The organism is Ancylothrix sp. D3o (genome assembly GCF_025370775.1).
GTDB lineage: Bacteria > Cyanobacteriota > Cyanobacteriia > Cyanobacteriales > Oscillatoriaceae > Ancylothrix.
The window spans coordinates 143290-161037 of the sequence record NZ_JAMXEX010000007.1; the positions used below are offsets into that span (position 1 = coordinate 143290).

Here is a 17748-nt window from a genome sequence, read left to right on the forward strand (position 1 = left end):
ATTCCTTAAAAATTCAAGCTCTTGTAAACACCCAAGAAGCCCTTTTTTATTCATCTTGGGTGCACTACGCGCCACTTGCGCGGACATCTGGGTACATCTGCGTTGCGCTACGCACCGCTTGCTCCTAAGCGTAGTGAGCGATAGCGTTACATCTGCTGTTCCAAGAGAAAAATTATTTATGCAACCAGAATCCCAAAATTTCAATTTGAATTCAACAACATTTAACCAGATTTTAGTTGAAAGCACTAAGCTAAAACAGTATCGGATAGATGTTTGTATTCACCAGTTAATCGAAGCAACAGCGCTTGGCAACCCTGATGCCATAGCGGTCATATTTGGCCAGGAAAAACTTACTTATCAAGAACTTAATAAAAAAGCGAATCAACTCGCTCATCACTTACAAAAACTAGGCGCTGGGCCTGAATTTTTGGTGGGAATTTGTGTTGAGCGTTCCCTAGAAATGATAATTGGTGTTTTAGGAATTTTAAAAGCAGGAGCAGCCTACGTTCCTCTTGATCCAACCTATCCAAAAGACCGGCTCACCTTTATTCTTGGAAATACAAAAGCGCGAATTGTTCTCACCCAGCAGCACCTTTTAAATATCGAAAATTGTGCCGGAATTTATGAAAAACAAGGAGCGGAAATTATCTGTTTAGATACCGACTGGCCGGTGATTTCTCAAGAGAGTGAAGAAACGCCCATCAGTGCAGTTAAGCCAGAAAATCTCGCTTACATTATTCACACTTCTGGGTCAACTGGCACCCCCAAAGGCGTGCAAATTATGCACCAGGGGGTTTGTAATTTAGCCGCTGCCCAAATTCAAATTTTTAATATTCAACCCCAGGACAAAATTCTGCAATTTGCTTCTTTGAGTTTTGATGCTTCCGTGTGGGAAATAATTATGGCATTGGTGCCGGGTGCTACCCTAATTTTAGCAAAACAAGAAAGCCTTTTACCAGGCCGGGCTTTTCTTCAATTGTTACAAGAACTAAAAATTACAACTCTCACCATTCCCCCTTCAATTTTGACGCTTTTACCGCCCGAAGAATTACCACTATTAAAAACAATTATTGTCGCTGGGGAAGCCTGTCCTCCCAATTTGGTTAGCCGGTGGGCAAATAACAGAAGATTTTTTAACGCCTATGGGCCCACAGAAATCACAGTTTGCGCCACCGTTTTTGAATGTTCAACAAATACCGACACACCGGCCATTGGTCAGCCCATTTTGAATACAGAAATTTACATTTTAGACAGTAATTTACAGCCGGTGGAGGAGGGATTTGCCGGGGAAATGTATATTGGGAGTGCCGGTGTCGCCAGAGGCTATTTAAACCAGCCTTCCTTAACCGCAGAACGCTTTATTCCCAACTTTTTAAAAAGCCCTAATAACGATTTCCCAATTCTTTATAAAACAGGTGATATTGTTCGTTATTTACCCGATGGAAACATTGAATATGTCGGACGTAGCGACTATCAAGTAAAAATTCGGGGATTTCGCATTGAACCAGGGGAAATAGAGGCCATTATAAATCAACATCCCGCTGTCCAAACCTCCGTAGTAACAGCCCCAGAAAAAAGCCGCTTAGTTGCCTATATTTTGCCAAAATCAAACTATCAATTGCCCCAAGAAAACGAACAAATTTCTCAATGGCAAAGCCTCTATGAACAAACCTACAGCCAAACCTCAACAGAAATAGACCCCAGATATAACTTTAGTAATTGGAATAGCAGTTACACCGGCCTCGCTATTCCCGAAAACGAAATGCTCAAATGGGTAGAAAGCACCACCGACCGCATTTTATCACTCAAACCAAATCGCGTTTTAGAAATTGGTTGTGGCACCGGCCTTTTATTATTACGAATTGCACCTCAATGTAGTTACTATCACGGCCTAGATTTTTCCCAACAAGCTATCAACTACCTGCAAGAACAAATAAACACAAAATTTTTTCTTCCCCAAGTTAAACTTTCTCAAGGAGATGCTGCTAACTTGCAAAACTTTGAACCTAAAAGTTTTGACACCATAATCATTAACTCAGTCATCCAATACTTCCCTAATATTGACTACCTAAACAGCATCATAAAAAATGCCCTTTCCCTGCTAAAAGCTGGCGGCAATTTGTTTGTAGGCGATGTAAGAAACTATGAGCTTTTGGAAGCTTTTCATGCTTCTATTCAAATTAATAATGCCCCAGCTAACCTTAAGCGAGAGCAATTAAAACAGCGTATCCAAAACCAAGTTAAACAAGAAGAAGAACTTCTTATCTCTCCAAGTTTTTTTGCCCAACTTCCCCAGAATTTCCCCGAAATTGGCAGCTTAGAAATTCAGCTAAAACGCGGAGAATTTCAGAATGAGTTAACAAAATTTCGGTACGACGTAATTTTAAGAACCAGCCAAAATTCAGAATTTAGTCCACAAATAGAAAATTTGCCATCTCCGATCTCCCTCGAACAACTCCAAGAATATCTCCAACAAAACCAAACAGAAAACTTCACAATCTGTCAAATTCCAGATGCCAGAACGTTTAGAGAAATCCAAATATTAGAATGGTTAAACAGCAATAGTTGTGAAACTATGGGAGAATTTTTATCTCGTCAAGTAGAAAAAACAGGTATCGATCCAGAAAAACTCTGGCAACTTGGCGAACAACTTTCCTATGACATCACCCTGACTTTATCCCACACCCCCGGATACTTCGATGCTACTTTCAAAAATTTAAACCCAAGCGCACAAAACTCTCTGAATGATAGCCATATTAACCTTGAAAAAGATGCTAATTCCTTACAATCAAACTCGCCTATTATTGCCGGGAATTTTCCAGAAAATACAATTTATGCCAATAATCCTTTAAAAACCAAACTTAACCGGCAACTCATCCCCTTATTACGCGAATTTTTGCAACAAAAACTACCTCCTTACCAAGTCCCCAACGCTTATGTATTGTTGGAAACTTTACCCCTGACTCCTAACGGAAAAATAGACCGCGCAGCATTACCCTCACTACCAGAAAATTTGCGTGATGAAAACAGCTTTGTTGCGCCTCGCACACCCTTAGAAAAAAGCATTGCTGATATTTGGGCAGAAGTTTTTGGCGTTGAACAAATTGGCATTCACGAGCATTTTTTAGAGTTAGGCGGTCATTCATTACTTGCCACGCAGATCCTTACCCGTGTGCGAGAAACTTTAAATGTGCAATTGCCATTAAAAGCCTTTTTCGACACCGGCACTATTGCAGAACTTGCCAAACAAATTGTCACCTTTCCGCAATTATCTCCTGGCAAAATTCTCTCCCCAATAACAAATCACCAATCCCCCATCCCCCTCTATTTCGGCCAAGAACAAATCTGGTTTTTGTCACAAGTTTATCCAGATTTACCTTTATATAACCAACCTTTTACCATTTCAATTCCTGGCATTATTGATGTGCCGGCCTTGCAATTAGCTCTGGATAAAATCATCGAACGTCACCAAATTTTACGCACAAATTTTGATGTAGTAGATGGCGAGCCGGTGCAAGTGATCCAACCCACTTTTGTATGGCCTTTGTCTGTTATTAACCTCGAAAATTATCCCGAAAACCAGCGGGAAGCCGAACTTTTAAAACAAGCAACCTTAGAAGCTAAACAAAAATTTGATTTAAGAAAAACGCCTTTAGTTAGAGGCACATTATATATCGTTGGGAAAAATGACAACCGGCTTGTTTTAACCATTCATCATATTATTTTTGATGGCTTTTCTTTATATGATGTCATGCTGCGGGAATTAGCCGCCTTGTATGAAGCTTATAAAACCGGCCAACGTTCTCCCTTGCCAGAATTGCCGGTGCAATATGCTGATTTTTGCGCTTATTCTCGCAGAGTAAATCAAAGCGACAAACTCAAGCCCCAAACTGAATTTTGGCAACAAAAACTTGCTAATTTACCCACATTAGATTTACCCACAGACCGGCCCCGTTTGCAAGCTTCAACCTATCGCGGTGCAAGGCAACCTTTATTTTTGTCAAAAACCCTCACAGACAACCTTAAAACGCTTTTTAAGCAGTCAGGTGTAACGTTATTTGTTACCCTTCTCGCAGCCTTCAAAACCCTGCTTTACCGCTACACCGGCAGCGAAGATATCCCCATCACTACCCCCACTGCGGGAAGAAACTTTGCAGAAACCGAAAAATTAATTGGATTTTTCCTCAATCTTCTGATTATTCGCTCTTCTGTTAACGGCGAATTAACATTTACAGAATTGCTACAAAAAACCCAAGAATTAACCTTAGAAGCTTATGCTCACCAACCCCTCATCGAACCGCGAACAAATTACCAAATCTTATTTACTTTAGAACCTCCCGCCCCAAATTTGGCTGGATGGAGTGCGAGTCATTTTGATATTGATACCGGCACTTCTAAATTTGATTTATCGCTGGAACTTTACGAGACAGTGCAAGGATTAACTGGCCGCATTGAATACAGTTCAGATTTATTTGACAGCGCGACAATAGAGCGGATGATAGGACACTATGAAACCTTACTTGATGCAGTTGTTAAAAACCCTGATTTGCCGTTAAGCCAACTGTCATTATTAACCCCACCCGAACGTCATCAAATTTTAATTGAGTGGAATAACACCCAGCAAAATTATCCACAAGATAAATGCTTGCATCAGTTATTTGAAGCGCAAGTAAAACGCACCCCCGATGCGGTGGCGGTTATTGACCCCCAAACTAAAGATAACATTACCTACAAACAACTCAATGCCAAAGCGAATAAACTAGCCCACTACTTACAAAAACTAGGAGTGAAAAAAGAAGTTTTGGTGGGCATTTGTATGGAAAGATCAATTCAGTTAATTACCGCTGTTTTGGCAGTTTTAAAAGCCGGTGGAGCCTATGTACCACTTGACCCAAATTATCCAGCAGAGCGGCTAAATTTAATATTAGAAGATGCAAAAGTGCCGGTTTTACTCACCAAATCTCGCATTTTTAAAGAGCGTAGCGAGTTATCAGCAAAAGTTGGGCAAATTATTTGTTTAGATCAAGAAGAAATACTGGCCGATGAAAGTGAAAAAAACCCGATATCTGGGGTAACACTTGACAATTTAGCTTATGTAATGTACACATCAGGTTCCACCGGCACCCCCAAAGGTGTCATGGCTTTACACCGCTGTCCAGTCAACCGTTTTTATGGAGAAATTTACCCCTTAGAACCAAACGAAGTTTGCTGTCAAAAAACATCCTTAAATTTCGTTGATTCTCTTTGGGAAATCTTCATGCCATTAATGCACGGACTGCCTACAGTTATTATCAGCAATGAAGTTTTAAAAGACCCCCCTCGCCTTATTGAAACTTTAGCAAAATATCATGTAACCCGCCTGATGTTGGTGCCATCTTTACTGCGGATTTTGCTCGATACAGAAACTAATTTACAAAACAAATTGCCCAAATTAAAATACTGGTTTTGTGGAGGAGAAGCGTTAGCTACCGAGTTAGCAAATCGTTTTAAGCAACAAATGCCGGAAGCAATTTTAATGAATCTTTATGGCTTATCAGAATTGTGGGATGTAACGTGGCATCAGCCTCACCAAGAAATGAATTATGGCGCATTTATTCCCAATGGAAAGCCTTTATCTAATGTCCAAGTTTATCTTTTAGACAAACATCTTCAACCTGTGCCGGTGGGAGTTCCGGGTGAAATTTATGTCGGCGGACATGGAGTTAGTCGCGGTTATTTAAACCGGCCTAACTTAACGGCAAAAAGTTTTATAAAAATGGAAGATTTGGGGCTGGCGACAAGTGAATTATTTCCCCAAAACTCCCTGCCTAATTCCCAATCTGTCATTTACAAAACCGGCGATTTAGGGCGTTATTTGCCAGACGGAACTATTGAATATTTTGGACGCAGCGATTATCAAGTAAAAATTCGCGGTTTTCGCGTAGAGATCGGCGAAATTGAACACTTGGTAGAACAAGATGGTAGAGTAAAACAAGCGGTGGTAGTGCCGGTTTTAGCAGAGGAAAGTCAGCGTTTAGTCGCCTATGTAGTGCCGCATTCTGGCGAAACCATTTCTGGCAATAAATTGCGCCGTTTTTTAAAAGCCAAATTGCCCGACTATATGCTACCTTCTGCTTTTGTGATTTTAAAAAAATTGCCAATGACTCCCAGTGGAAAAGTCAACAGACGTGCATTGCCGGTGCCGGTTTTTAACAACTTGGAAAGAGAAAAAGATTTTGTAGCCCCTCAAGATGAAGTTGAAAAAAAATTAAAATTAATTTGGGAAAACTTGTTAAAAATTCGTTCAATTAGCATCAAAGATAACTTTTTTGAAATCGGCGGTCATTCCTTATTAGCGGTGCGTTTATTTGCAGAAATTGAAAAGAAATTTGCCAAAAAATTACCGCTAGGCACGTTGTTTGAAGCTCCGACAATTGAGCAATTAGCCCAGATTTTGCGAAGCGATAACAAGACGCAATGCCGGTTGTTAGTGCCAATTCAACCAGAAGGAAGCAAACCGCCTTTGTTTTGCATTCATGCACTTGGTGGAAATGTGCTTTCTTACCAGCTATTGTCACAATATTTAGGTAAAGATCAGCCTGTTTATGGGTTGCAAGCGCGGGGCGTCGATGGGCTAGAACTTCCTAACAGCAATTTGCAAGAAATGGCTGCTAACTATATTCAAGAAATCCGCTCTGTACAACCGCAGGGGCCCTACTATTTGGCAGGTCATTCACTGGGAGGGTTGATAGCTTTTGAAATGGCACAACAGCTTATTAGGGAGGGGGAAAAACTGGCATTTCTGGGGTTGTTTGATTCGTTTAGCCGAACATTATTAGATGAGGAAGAACCTCCATTTTTGGAGCAGCTTTCAATTCATTGGTTGAATCTTTCTCGCAAGGGAAATAAAGATAAAATCATTTATATAATTGATCGGATTTGGTGGAAAATAGAGGCGCTGTGGGAATATATAAATAAGCAGGTTTATTTGTGGCGAGGATTGCCTTCTCCTTCTGAACTTCCGGAACATTTAACAGCAGTTATCCAAGGAAATATGCAGGCAGTAAGAAGTTATGTTCCGCAAATTTATCCAGGCAGTATAACGTTGTTTCGTTCTCTTGAACGCCCGACAAAAAACTCTTACGATCCGTTGTTGGGATGGGGTGATTTAGTGGCTGGAGGTATGGAAATTGTCGAGGTGCCGGGGCATCATTCCACAATGATTGTTGAGCCTCGTGTGCGCTTTTTGGCAGCGGCGATAAAAAATTGTTTGGAGAAAGTGGAGAAATAACTTAAACCGCCCCGGCAAATTCAAACTCAAACCAACCCGGCCCGCAAAGCCACCACCGCCGCCTGCACCCGATCATCCACCGCCAACTTATTCATAATCCCGCGAACGTGGGTTTTAACGGTATTCGGACTTAAAAACAACCTTGCCCCAATCTCAGGATTACTCAACCCGTCCACCATCAAGCGCAAAACCTCCAACTCCCGCGCTGAAAGCTGCCCAAAACTACCCGCCGGCATCGCCGCAGGCAGCCTCAAATGTTCCACCACCTTTTTAGCAATCTGTGGATCTAAATACGTCGCCCCTTCCATCGCCGCCTCTATCGCCAACAACAAACGATCAACACTCGCCCCCTTAATACAATAGGCATCCGCCCCACTAGACAACGCCGCAATAATCTCTGTCTCTGTTGTATGCGAAGTCAACATCACCACCCGCACACCGGGCAAAGCCTGCTTAATTTGTTGTGTCGCCGCAATTCCATCCAAACGCGGTAGGCCAATATCCATCACCACCAAATCCGGCTTTAAGCGCAACGCCGCCGCCACCCCTAAATAGCCATCCTCCGCCTGACCCACCACCAATAGCTGAGGATAAGCAGCCAAACTCTGCTCTAACCCCAACTGCATCATCGGATCATCCTCGATAATCAACAGCCGGATCGGCCCAGACTCAGCCCGTAAATTTAAAGTAGAAGCTTTCTCAAAACTCATAACGACGCCCCAAAACAAAAACTATCAACCCAAACCGGCACCCCTAAATTAACCGGCACCAAAAGCCACCGGCCACTTTCCGTCCATCATCTTTATAACATTTCCCCCTCCCCAAAAATAATCTACGGTTATCCTAGCGAGATACTGTTGTATTTTCCCAAAACCTCTGATAGAATCGCAAATATTAAAAAGAAGGAAAAATAAAAACCTATGAGCCTTCACCCTCCACAGCTTCACAAAACCTGGATACAGCAGCCCCCCACCGGCCTCCATCACAGCGAACCCATGTTCTTGTACTTCGCCTATGGTTCCTGTATGTGCCCGGTTGACCTGAAGCGCTCATTAGGTGAAAACACTCATCAATACGTCATCGGCCCAGCAACCCTCAAAGGATACCGCCTCGGATTTTACTGCCATTCAAGTCGGCGAAACTGTGGCGTATTAGACATCGTGAAAGATCCCACCGCCAGCGTCCAAGGAGTCCTCTACCAACTACCCTGGCGACTCAGCCACCTCCTAGATGAACGCGAAGACGTCCCCAGAGGCGGCTACCGGCACGAAACAGTCGAAATTCACAGTAACGGACAAACCTACACAAACGTCCGCACCTACGTTGTCATCAACAAACTCCCCCAAGAACTCGCCCCCAACGACTGGTACTTCAACGTTGTACTACGCGGCGCCCTCACCTGCGGCCTACCAGAACAATATTGCTGGACACTATTTAACCATATGTATCAACTTCAACAACGCGAATATCAAGAACCCACTCGTTTATGTGCTTAGTCATTTGTCTAGTTGGGGCCGGTTGAGGCGTATTTTGACTTTCAGTAGGAATTTAGGGAAATTAGCCCTTAGCCTCAAATGCCGTTTCTTAGCTTATAGCGTTTCTCTTTTAAATTAATTCCAGAAGCGATTTTTAATAACCAGGTTCCTAAAAGAAACCGGGTTTTTCTTTATCCCAATTAGATGAAAAACGCTATGAAAATCATTTAAAACAACCAGACATCATAAATAATTTGGCAACCAAGATATCTGGGGGGTTGATAGTTAGTTATCGGCCCTACTTTTGCTCAACAATCAACCCTAAAAAAGCAACTAATCAAGGGCAATAATATAATAACGCTCCCGCACCGAAGGCCCGCGTACGACAACTTTAATCCTCCGACTCGGAGGAGTATGAACAATGGTATTAAATTTTCCCTCCGCATCCGTAGGAATTTCCACGTTATCAACATAAACTAAATCCATCGGATCAACCTGACCAATGATCCGCGCACTTGTCCGTCCTAACTTCAAAACGCGAAACATTTTTAAATCAGAAATCGTTGGACTTTGTAAGGGACTTACCGGCGCTTCCCCTGGATTAATCACCGTAAAAAAACCACGATTTACTAATACTTGCCGGTTTTGGCCGGCCACCGCCACTTGACCATCAATTGTATCTGCACCCGTCTTGCCGGTGGAACTCACATCTACCCCAAACGACGTACCGCTTACCCCAGCTACCCCCGCCGGTGTCCGCACCCGCACAGGCGAACTGCTCACTGTCGTACTATCTTGCGATAAATTATTAATTCCCAAGCCTGTCAGCGTCGGTAAACCGGCCACTTCTTGACTTTCCACCCCAGAATTGCGGGCCGGTCTAGCCACCGACCGAGCAATCGAAAGCCTAACTCTTCCCCTGGGAACCGCAAGCGCCGTTACTTGATTAGGGTTGACACCAACCGGCCCCGACAGCGTTTGTATTTCCAGCGTCGAAAGTTCCGCCACCTCCACCACGCCAATAAAACTATCGACCCGTAAACGCGCCGTCGAATCAACATCCGTCATTAATACATCCTGCGCCGCCAAACGATCCCCCACTTGAGCCGGCCTGCCATTAATCATCACTTTTCCATTCAGTTCTTCCACAACCAGCGCACGGCCAGACTGCATCTGAGCAAGGATACCATTTGTGGCAATCATATCAATTTGTTGGGAATCCAAAACCTCAGCGTTATCAAATGCCGGTGTTTCAGTTCCAGTATTAGCTGTTTCCCCAAAAGCCGGTGTTACCACCATCCCCAAAAATAAACTAACCCAGAGAAAAGCCGGTTTACAGCCTTTTAAAAGCTTATTCATCTATAAAACTTCCCATCAATAGCAAAACACTGTTTATCATACCCTCAACTCTTGGCAAATCCGTATTTTAAACAGTGTTAGCTTTTTTACTCGGTCCAACTTTCTCAAAATCAAAAAACAATACAGACGAATTCAACCACAAAAAGGTTTCAAACCAACCCAACAAATAATGCCTATTGTCCCGATAATGGGTAGCAACTTTGGAAGAATTATTATATACTTCACAGTCAATGTTTAAACATTTAACCGTTATGCCTTCCCACCACAAAAGCTACCCTTACGGCCACCTCCCCTTCAAAATTAAACCTTCGGTTCTGCTTTTAATGTTGAATTTGATATTATTACCAGTTCCGGTGACTGGAACTTTAGCAAAACCCCTGCAAATTAGCCAACAAACCCCTACTGTGCCAATGGATACGCGCCGCACAGAAGCCGACAGACTTTTTAAAGAAGGTTTAGACCTTTTTCAACAAAATACACCTCAATCCTTACCCCAAGCCTTAGAAAGATGGGAAAAAGCATTACAACTTTATCAAACTTTAGGAGAACGAACTAAAAAAGCGGAAACATTATCAGGAATGGCATCTATTTATAACAGCATGGGCAACAAAGTCCAAAGCGTAGAAACTTATAATCAAGCTCTGAAATTATATGAAGAATTAAACGACAAAATAGCAATAGCTGATACGTTAAATAGTGTCGGTTTACTCAATGCCGATTTAGGGAAATTTGACCCCGCCTTAGAAGCCTATCAACAAGCGCTGAGCCTGTATAAAGAATCAAAAGACAAAGGAGGAGAAGCCTACACTTTAAATAACATGGGAGTTGTTTATGATGCTAAAAGCGAATATCAAAAAGCCCTAGATGCCTACAATCAAGCCTTGCCTTTATGGCGAGAAATGGGCGAAAAAGGAGTGCAAGCAACAACTCTTAATAATATAGGTGCAATTTACGATAGTTTAGGGCAGTATCAACAAGCCTTGGAATCTTATAATCAAGCTTTAGAAATTTATCAAGAAGTTGGAGACAAAACCGGCATTCCCCTAACTTTAAATAATCTTGGCTTAGTTTATTCAAACACCAATCAATATCCCGCCGCCTTAGAATTGTATGAAAAAGCATTGCCTTTATGGCAACAAACCGGAAACAAACGTCGGAAGGCTACAACGTTAAATAATATTGGCTTTGTTTATGCGAATACAAACGAATTAGAAAAAGCTTTAGATGTTTATAATCTAGCCTTACCTTTGTGGCAGCAAGCCGGAGATAAACGGGGGGAAGCGAGTACCTTAAATAATTTAGGATTTGTCTATGCCAATTCAGGGGATAATAGCAAAGCTTTAAATTATTATAACCAAGCTTTAACACTCCGCCGAGAAGTCGGAGATCGTCCCAAAGAAGCGCTAACATTATATCGAATTGCTATCGCTCAAAGAGAGCAAGGCAACTTGGAAGAAGCCAAAAAAGAAATAGAGTTAGCCCTAGAAATTATCGAAGATTTGCGAACAAAAGTAGATTCGCAGGAGTTACGGGCATCTTTCTTTGCTTCCAAGCAAGATTATTATGAATTTTACATAGATTTGTTGATGCAAATGCACAAGCTTTATCCTAACAAGAATTATCAAGCTTTGGCATTGCAAGCAAGTGAAAGAGGACGCGCTCGTTCGCTGTTAGAAATTCTGACGCAAGCAGGGGCAGAAATTCGCCAAGGAGTAGAACCGGAACTATTAGAAAAAGAAAGCACCTTGCAAGAACAACTGGCGGCATTAGAAGAGAGAAGATCACAACTTTTAGGAGGGATTTATAAAAAAGAGCAAATTATTAATATTTCCACAGAAATTACTAATCTTTTAAATGAATACCGAGACGTGCAAGCGCAAATACGAGAGACAAGTCCCCGCTATGCAGCACTGACACAACCACAACCTTTAACGCTGGCGGAAATTCAGGAAAAAGTGCTGGATAAAGATACCGTATTGCTGGAGTATTCTTTGGGGAAAGAACGCAGTTATTTATGGCTTGTTACTCAAGATTCAATCACCAGCTATGAATTACCGTCGCGCGAAAAAATTGAAAGCCTTTCTCGACAATTTCGGGATTCTGTAATGGTTCCTACGTTGAGAATACGCCGACAAAAAACCTTACAATTTTCTCGTGCTTTAAGTGAGATGATTTTGCAGCCGGTGGCGGAAAAATTAGACAATAAACGTCTGTTAGTTGTCAGCGATGGAGCATTGCAATATATTCCTTTTGCTGCTTTGACGAAAGCGAAGCAAAATGAAGATTATGTGCCTTTAATAGTTGATAATGAATTGGTGAGTTTACCTTCAGCTTCAACAATTGGAGTTTTGCGGCGGGAACTTGCAGGAAGGAAAGCTGCGTCTAAAACATTAGCAGTTTTGGCAGATCCGGTTTTTGCTAAAAATGATGAGCGAGTCAAAGAAGTAAAATCTCTTGAATTCGCACCGCTATCCCCCGCCAATGATTCAACGTTTAAAGCGCTTGGATCTAATTTTAAAAGGCTGCCTTTTACGCGCACGGAAGCTGAAGAAATTTTAGCTTTAGTACCAGATTTTGAGAAAACTAAAGCTTTTGGTTTTGCCGCCAACCGCGATTTGGCAACGAGTGCGGAGTTAAGCAATTACAAAATTGTGCATTTTGCCACACACGGGATTTTAAATAGCAGCAAACCAGAGTTATCAGGGTTAGTTTTATCGCTGGTGAATGAACAAGGAATCGCCAAAGATGGGTTTCTAGCTTTGCCTGATATTTTTAATTTAAATTTACCGGCAGAGTTAATTGTTTTAAGTGCCTGCGAAACTGGTTTAGGGCAGCAAATTCGTGGCGAGGGGTTGGTAGGATTAACAAGGGGTTTTATGTATGCCGGTGCGGCAAGGGTAGTGGTGTCTTTGTGGAGTGTGGATGATGAAGCAACGGCAGAATTAATGACAAATTTTTATCAGGGAATGCTAAAACAAGGATTAACGCCAACTGCCGCTTTACGCGCTGCACAAATCGAAATGTGGCAGCAAAAAGACTGGCAAACGCCGTTTTTCTGGGCCGGTTTCACCCTTCAAGGTGAATGGCAGTAGAGTGGTGTTTGTTGATTCGCTTAGATTTTAGCTTGCAAAAGCAACAGGATACAAAGGTAATTTTATGGATATGAAAAGCAAAAATATTCTCGTTTTAGGAATTATTGCCAGTTTAATTTTTCCCTCTGTTAGTATTGCAGCATTGCCTCACTCTCAACGCTTAATTAGTATTAAATTTCCCCCCCCATCGGGACGAGGATCACCGGCCAGAACAGCGGGAGGAGGAACGCGCAACGGTGATGTAAAATGTACAGAAGGAAAAATACCTCTAACCGCCTTAATGCCTACCCGTCAAAATGTTGGTATTACCGTTTCTCCCAACCCCACATTTTTTATCTATGTGCCACAAACAACTGCTAAACAAGGTCAATTTGTGGTAGTCGATGACGAAGGCAATGATATCTATGTTGATGAGTTTGATATTCCCTCGCAACCAGGAATTTTGCAAATTAATTTACCTGATACAGTTTCCTTAGAAACCGGCAAGTATAATACTTGGATGTTTTCATTAACTTGCAATGCAGAAAATCGTGCTGAAGATGAATTCGTGCAAGGATTAATTCAGCGTACCGAACTCAGCGCCGAGGCTCAAAATAATCTCGAAAATGCCACGACACCTGTAGAAAAAGCCGAAATTTATGCAGAAGCAAAAATCTGGAATGAAACTCTTGTCAACTTAGCGCCGATGCGAAATTCCTACCCGGAAAGCTGGCAAGAGTTGCTACAATCAGTAGGATTAGAAAATCTTGTTTCTGAGCCTGTTTTACCTACTGGAACCTAGAAAATAAGGTTATTTATGCAATCACCCTGGAAACAATTTCTCTGGCAATGGCGCGGCGTTTTGTTAACATCGCCAACCATTGCTATTTTTATTATCTTGCTGCGGTTCACCGGCCTTTTACAATCCTGGGAATGGGCCGCTTATGACCAATTTTTACGCTTGCGTCCCCCCGAACAAAAAGACAGCCGAATAGCGATAGTAGGTATTAATGAAGCTGATGTTAAAAAGATAGGCCAAGCAATTATTCCTGATCAAGTTTATGCGGATGTTATCACTAAATTAAAAGCGATGCAACCGGCAGCCATTGGTTTAGATATTTATCGAGATCAGCCGGTGGAACCAGGACATCAAAATTTAGTTAAAATCTTTGAAACAACTTCCAATTTAGTCGGTATTGAAAAAGTAGTTGGTGAACGCGACCGAGATATTATTCCGGGGCCACCAAAATTAAAAGAAAAAGGACAAACCGGCTCAAATGATTTAATTCAAGATGCCGATAAAAAAATACGTCGCGGATTAATAGATGTTAAAAATAATAATGATGAAACAATATATACTTTTCCCTTATATTTAGCCTTACTTTATTTAAATAAAAAAGGCATTTCTCCAGAACCCATCGAAGGTACTAACAACTGGAAACTCGGTAAAATGTACTTTACGCCTTTTGAACCAAACGATGGTGGTTATGTGCGAGCAGATGCCAAAGGTTCCCAAATTTTCCTCAACTATCGCAGCGGAAACCAGCCTTTTGAAATTGTTTCTCTCAGCGATATTTTAGAAAACAAAGTCCCGCCAAATTGGGCACAAAATCGTATTATTTTAATTGGCACAGTTGGCGAAAGTTTTAAAGACGTATTTTTTACCCCCTACAGCAGCGATTTGATCAGCTTGCCGGTTTTGATGCCAGGAGTAGAAATTCATGCTCATTTAACGAGTCAAATTATTAGTACAGCTTTAGAAAATCGAAAGTTAATTAAATCTTGGCCAGAAATTGTTGAGTGGTTATGGATTTTTTTCTGGTCAACTATAGGGGCAATCATAACTTGGAAATTGCGGTATTTTGGCGGCGTAAAAACTTTTCCTGTTCAGCGGTTAGCCACTCCTATTTTAATTAGCGGAATTTTAACCGCTATCACCTATTTAGCTTTGTACTGGGGGTGGTGGGTGCCGGTAGTTCCGCCGATTTTAGCTTTGGCCGGTTCAACTATTACTATTACCGCTTATATTGCTCGTAGTGCCGGTGATATCCGCAAAACTTTCGGACGCTATCTTACCGATGCAGTGGTAGCGAATTTATTAGAAAATCCTGAAGGTTTAAAACTCGGAGGCGAACGCCGAAAAATTACCATATTTACTTCAGATTTACGGGGCTTTACAGCCATTTCTGAAAGATTCCAACCCGAAGAAGTCGTCAAAATTCTTAATTTTTATCTTGGTTATATGGCTGATATAATCACCGCCTATCAAGGCACCATTGATGAATTTATGGGAGATGGTATTTTAGTCTTATTTGGTGCACCAACTGCGAGAGAAGATGATGCCAAAAGAGCAGTCGCCTGTGCAGTGGCAATGCAGCAAGCAATGACTGCCGTAAATGAGAAAATGAAAGAATGGAACTTACCCGCCTTAGAAATGGGAATTGGCATCAACACCGGCGAAGTTGTAGTAGGAAATATCGGCTCAGAAAAACGCACAAAATACGGCATTGTTGGCAGTCAAGTTAACCTCACCTACCGCATAGAATCCTACACCACCGGCAGCCAAATTTTAATCTCAGAAAGTACCTTAAAAGAAGCAGGGGATATTGTTAAAATAGAAACTGAAAGGCAAGTTCATCCAAAAGGCGTTGCCCATCCAATTATGATTTATGAAGTAGCTGGAATTGGCGGAAAATATAATCGTTTTCTGACAAAAGAAGAAGAAATATTTTTAACACTTCCACAACCCATCGCCCTACAATATTCCTTAATTGAAGGCAAAGATGTCGGCGATGCAATTGTTTTCGCCAAACTGGTTAAACTTTCAGCCAAAAGCGCAGAAATTTACACTGATGAAACTCAGCCGGCACTACCCCCACCCCTCACTAACCTCAAAATTAATTTATTCAGCACAACTGAACCCAGCAAAAGTGAAGATATCTATGCCAAAGTATTAGAAAAGCCAACCGGCGAGCAAAGCTTTTATATCCGCTTTACCTCCAAACCGCCGGCAGTTGCAACCCAACTAGATGAACTTTATAAAACCTTAAAAACCACATGAATCCAGCACAAATTCTTAATCAGGCATCTCAATTTTTTACTTATCGATTTAAAATAGCCGGTGCAGAACTAACCATTTCTTCAATCTTTCAGATAATTTTATGGTTAACTCTGCTAATTTTATTTACGCGAATATTAAAGAAATTTCTCAAAAGCCGGCTCCTCGTTAAATTTAAAATTGATGAAGGCAACCGCGAAGCACTTTCCACTATTATCAGCTACGCCTTTGCTGTTTTAGGATTCATTCTTATTCTTCAAACAACAGGATTTAATTTAGCTTCAATTGCCGTAATTGCTGGTGGTTTAGGCGTTGGCATTGGTTTCGGTTTACAAAACATTACTAATAACTTCGTCAGCGGATTAACCTTACTCGTTGAAAGAACCGTAAAAGTAGGTGATTTTGTTGAATTTGATGGTCTTTCTGGCTATGTTAAAGAAATCGCAATTCGTGCTACAATCATTCGCACTCTCGACGGCAGCGATGTCGTAGTTCCTAACAGCAAATTAGTTGAAAATAAACTCGTAAACTGGAGTTTAGAAAGCTATACAGGACGCATTCATATACCCATAGGCGTTGCTTATGAAAGCGATCCGCTATTAGTCACAGAAATTTTATTAAAATCTGCCTACATGGAATCGGCAGTTTTATCCGATCCAGCCCCCAAAGTTATTTTTAACGGCTTTGGTGATAACGCTCTGCATTTTGATCTCCAAGTCTGGATTAATCGCATTGATCAAAAAATCCCCGTTACCAGTTCTATAAACTTTATAGTTGAATACAACCTCCGCCAGCAAGGAATTAATATACCCTTCCCCCAAAGAGATTTATGGTTGCGAAATCCTGAAGTTTTAAACTTTGGCCGCCGCCAACGAGAAGTACCTCAAGAATTAGCCGAAGTCCACCACCGGCCTATACCATCTCCCGCCGTAAAACCCCTAGCCTTGCGCGATTTACTACGACAAGTTACCTACTTTCAAAACCTCACAGACTTAGAACTGCGGCAATTAATTGAAATCGGCTACCGCAAACGCTTACTAGCCTCTGAAATCCTATTTCACGAAGGCGATCCGGGCAACGCTTTTTATATCATCTTGTCAGGTTCCGTAGAAGTTTATGTCGAAAAAATTAACAAACATCTCACCAATTTAACAGCCGGAAAATTTTTCGGCGAACTTGCCTTAATGCTCGGAATTCCCCGCACCGCCACCGTGCGAGCCAAAGAAGAAACCATCTTATTTGTGATTACAAACAAAGGTTTTGAAAAGCTTTTACGCGAAAATCCTGAACTCTCAGAAGTCATGGTACAAGAACTTGGAAAACACCAAGAAGAACTCGCTCAACGTCAGCAACAACTCCGGGAAATGGGATTAGTTAACGCCGCCGAAGATGATAAAAATCTCCGGGTTTGGGTTCGTAAACGCTTAAAAAACTTGTTTAGTCTCTAACCTCATCCCCAAACTACCCCCTCAAAGTCATCTAACCATCCTACGCTTCCAAACTTTTCACCGCTTT

8 protein-coding genes are annotated in these 17748 nt (G+C 41.7%); 6 read left to right on the forward strand and 2 right to left on the reverse strand.

Translation table 11 applies throughout. The features are described from left to right. Positions 1-178: 178 nt before the first annotated feature. Positions 179-7270, forward strand: coding sequence for a non-ribosomal peptide synthetase (locus tag NG798_RS14650; protein ID WP_261224252.1), 7092 nt, complete (start codon positions 179-181; stop codon positions 7268-7270). 26 nt (positions 7271-7296) lie between these two features. Here the strand turns inward: NG798_RS14650 and NG798_RS14655 are convergent, their stop codons facing one another. Next, entirely contained in the window at positions 7297-7929 is a 633-nt protein-coding gene (locus tag NG798_RS14655; RefSeq protein ID WP_261224416.1) for a response regulator, read from the reverse strand. A 261-nt stretch (positions 7930-8190) separates the two neighbouring features. Here NG798_RS14655 and NG798_RS14660 point away from each other — a divergent pair, with 261 nt between their 5' ends. Next, positions 8191-8766: a gamma-glutamylcyclotransferase gene (locus NG798_RS14660; RefSeq protein WP_261224254.1), complete on the forward strand. Its 576-nt coding sequence runs from the start codon at positions 8191-8193 to the stop codon at positions 8764-8766. 312 nt (positions 8767-9078) lie between these two features. Here NG798_RS14660 and NG798_RS14665 read toward each other — a convergent pair whose 3' ends face one another. After that, the gene (locus NG798_RS14665; RefSeq protein WP_261224256.1) at positions 9079-10104 is read right to left on the reverse strand and encodes a hypothetical protein; all 1026 of its coding nucleotides are present in this window, start codon (positions 10102-10104) and stop codon (positions 9079-9081) included. Positions 10105-10334: 230 nt separating this feature from the next. Between NG798_RS14665 and NG798_RS14670 the strand changes: the two genes are divergently transcribed. The 4 genes from NG798_RS14670 (at position 10335) to NG798_RS14685 (ending at position 17681) form a co-directional block, all read left to right on the forward strand. After that, on the forward strand, positions 10335-13196 hold the full coding sequence (locus NG798_RS14670; RefSeq protein ID WP_261224258.1) for a tetratricopeptide repeat protein: 2862 nt from the start codon (positions 10335-10337) through the stop codon (positions 13194-13196). A 64-nt stretch (positions 13197-13260) separates the two neighbouring features. After that, positions 13261-13977, forward strand: coding sequence for a DUF928 domain-containing protein (locus NG798_RS14675; protein WP_261224260.1), 717 nt, complete (start codon positions 13261-13263; stop codon positions 13975-13977). A gap of 15 nt (positions 13978-13992) precedes the next feature. Next, positions 13993-16236: an adenylate/guanylate cyclase domain-containing protein gene (locus tag NG798_RS14680; protein ID WP_261224262.1), complete on the forward strand. Its 2244-nt coding sequence runs from the start codon at positions 13993-13995 to the stop codon at positions 16234-16236. Then, on the forward strand, positions 16233-17681 hold the full coding sequence (locus tag NG798_RS14685) for a mechanosensitive ion channel domain-containing protein (RefSeq protein WP_261224264.1): 1449 nt from the start codon (positions 16233-16235) through the stop codon (positions 17679-17681). Before NG798_RS14680 ends, NG798_RS14685 begins: the two co-directional genes overlap by 4 nt. The last annotated feature ends 67 nt before the right edge of the window (positions 17682-17748 follow it).

Coding starts and splice junctions, on each gene's coding strand:
- NG798_RS14665 (WP_261224256.1), bottom strand. CDS start 10,104: ATGAATAAGCTTTTAAAAGGCTGTAAACCGGCTTTTCTCTGGGTTAGT.
- NG798_RS14660 (WP_261224254.1), top strand. CDS start 8,191: ATGAGCCTTCACCCTCCACAGCTTCACAAAACCTGGATACAGCAGCCC.
- NG798_RS14650 (WP_261224252.1), top strand. CDS start 179: ATGCAACCAGAATCCCAAAATTTCAATTTGAATTCAACAACATTTAAC.
- NG798_RS14680 (WP_261224262.1), top strand. CDS start 13,993: ATGCAATCACCCTGGAAACAATTTCTCTGGCAATGGCGCGGCGTTTTG.
- NG798_RS14670 (WP_261224258.1), top strand. CDS start 10,335: ATGTTTAAACATTTAACCGTTATGCCTTCCCACCACAAAAGCTACCCT.
- NG798_RS14685 (WP_261224264.1), top strand. CDS start 16,233: ATGAATCCAGCACAAATTCTTAATCAGGCATCTCAATTTTTTACTTAT.
- NG798_RS14675 (WP_261224260.1), top strand. CDS start 13,261: ATGGATATGAAAAGCAAAAATATTCTCGTTTTAGGAATTATTGCCAGT.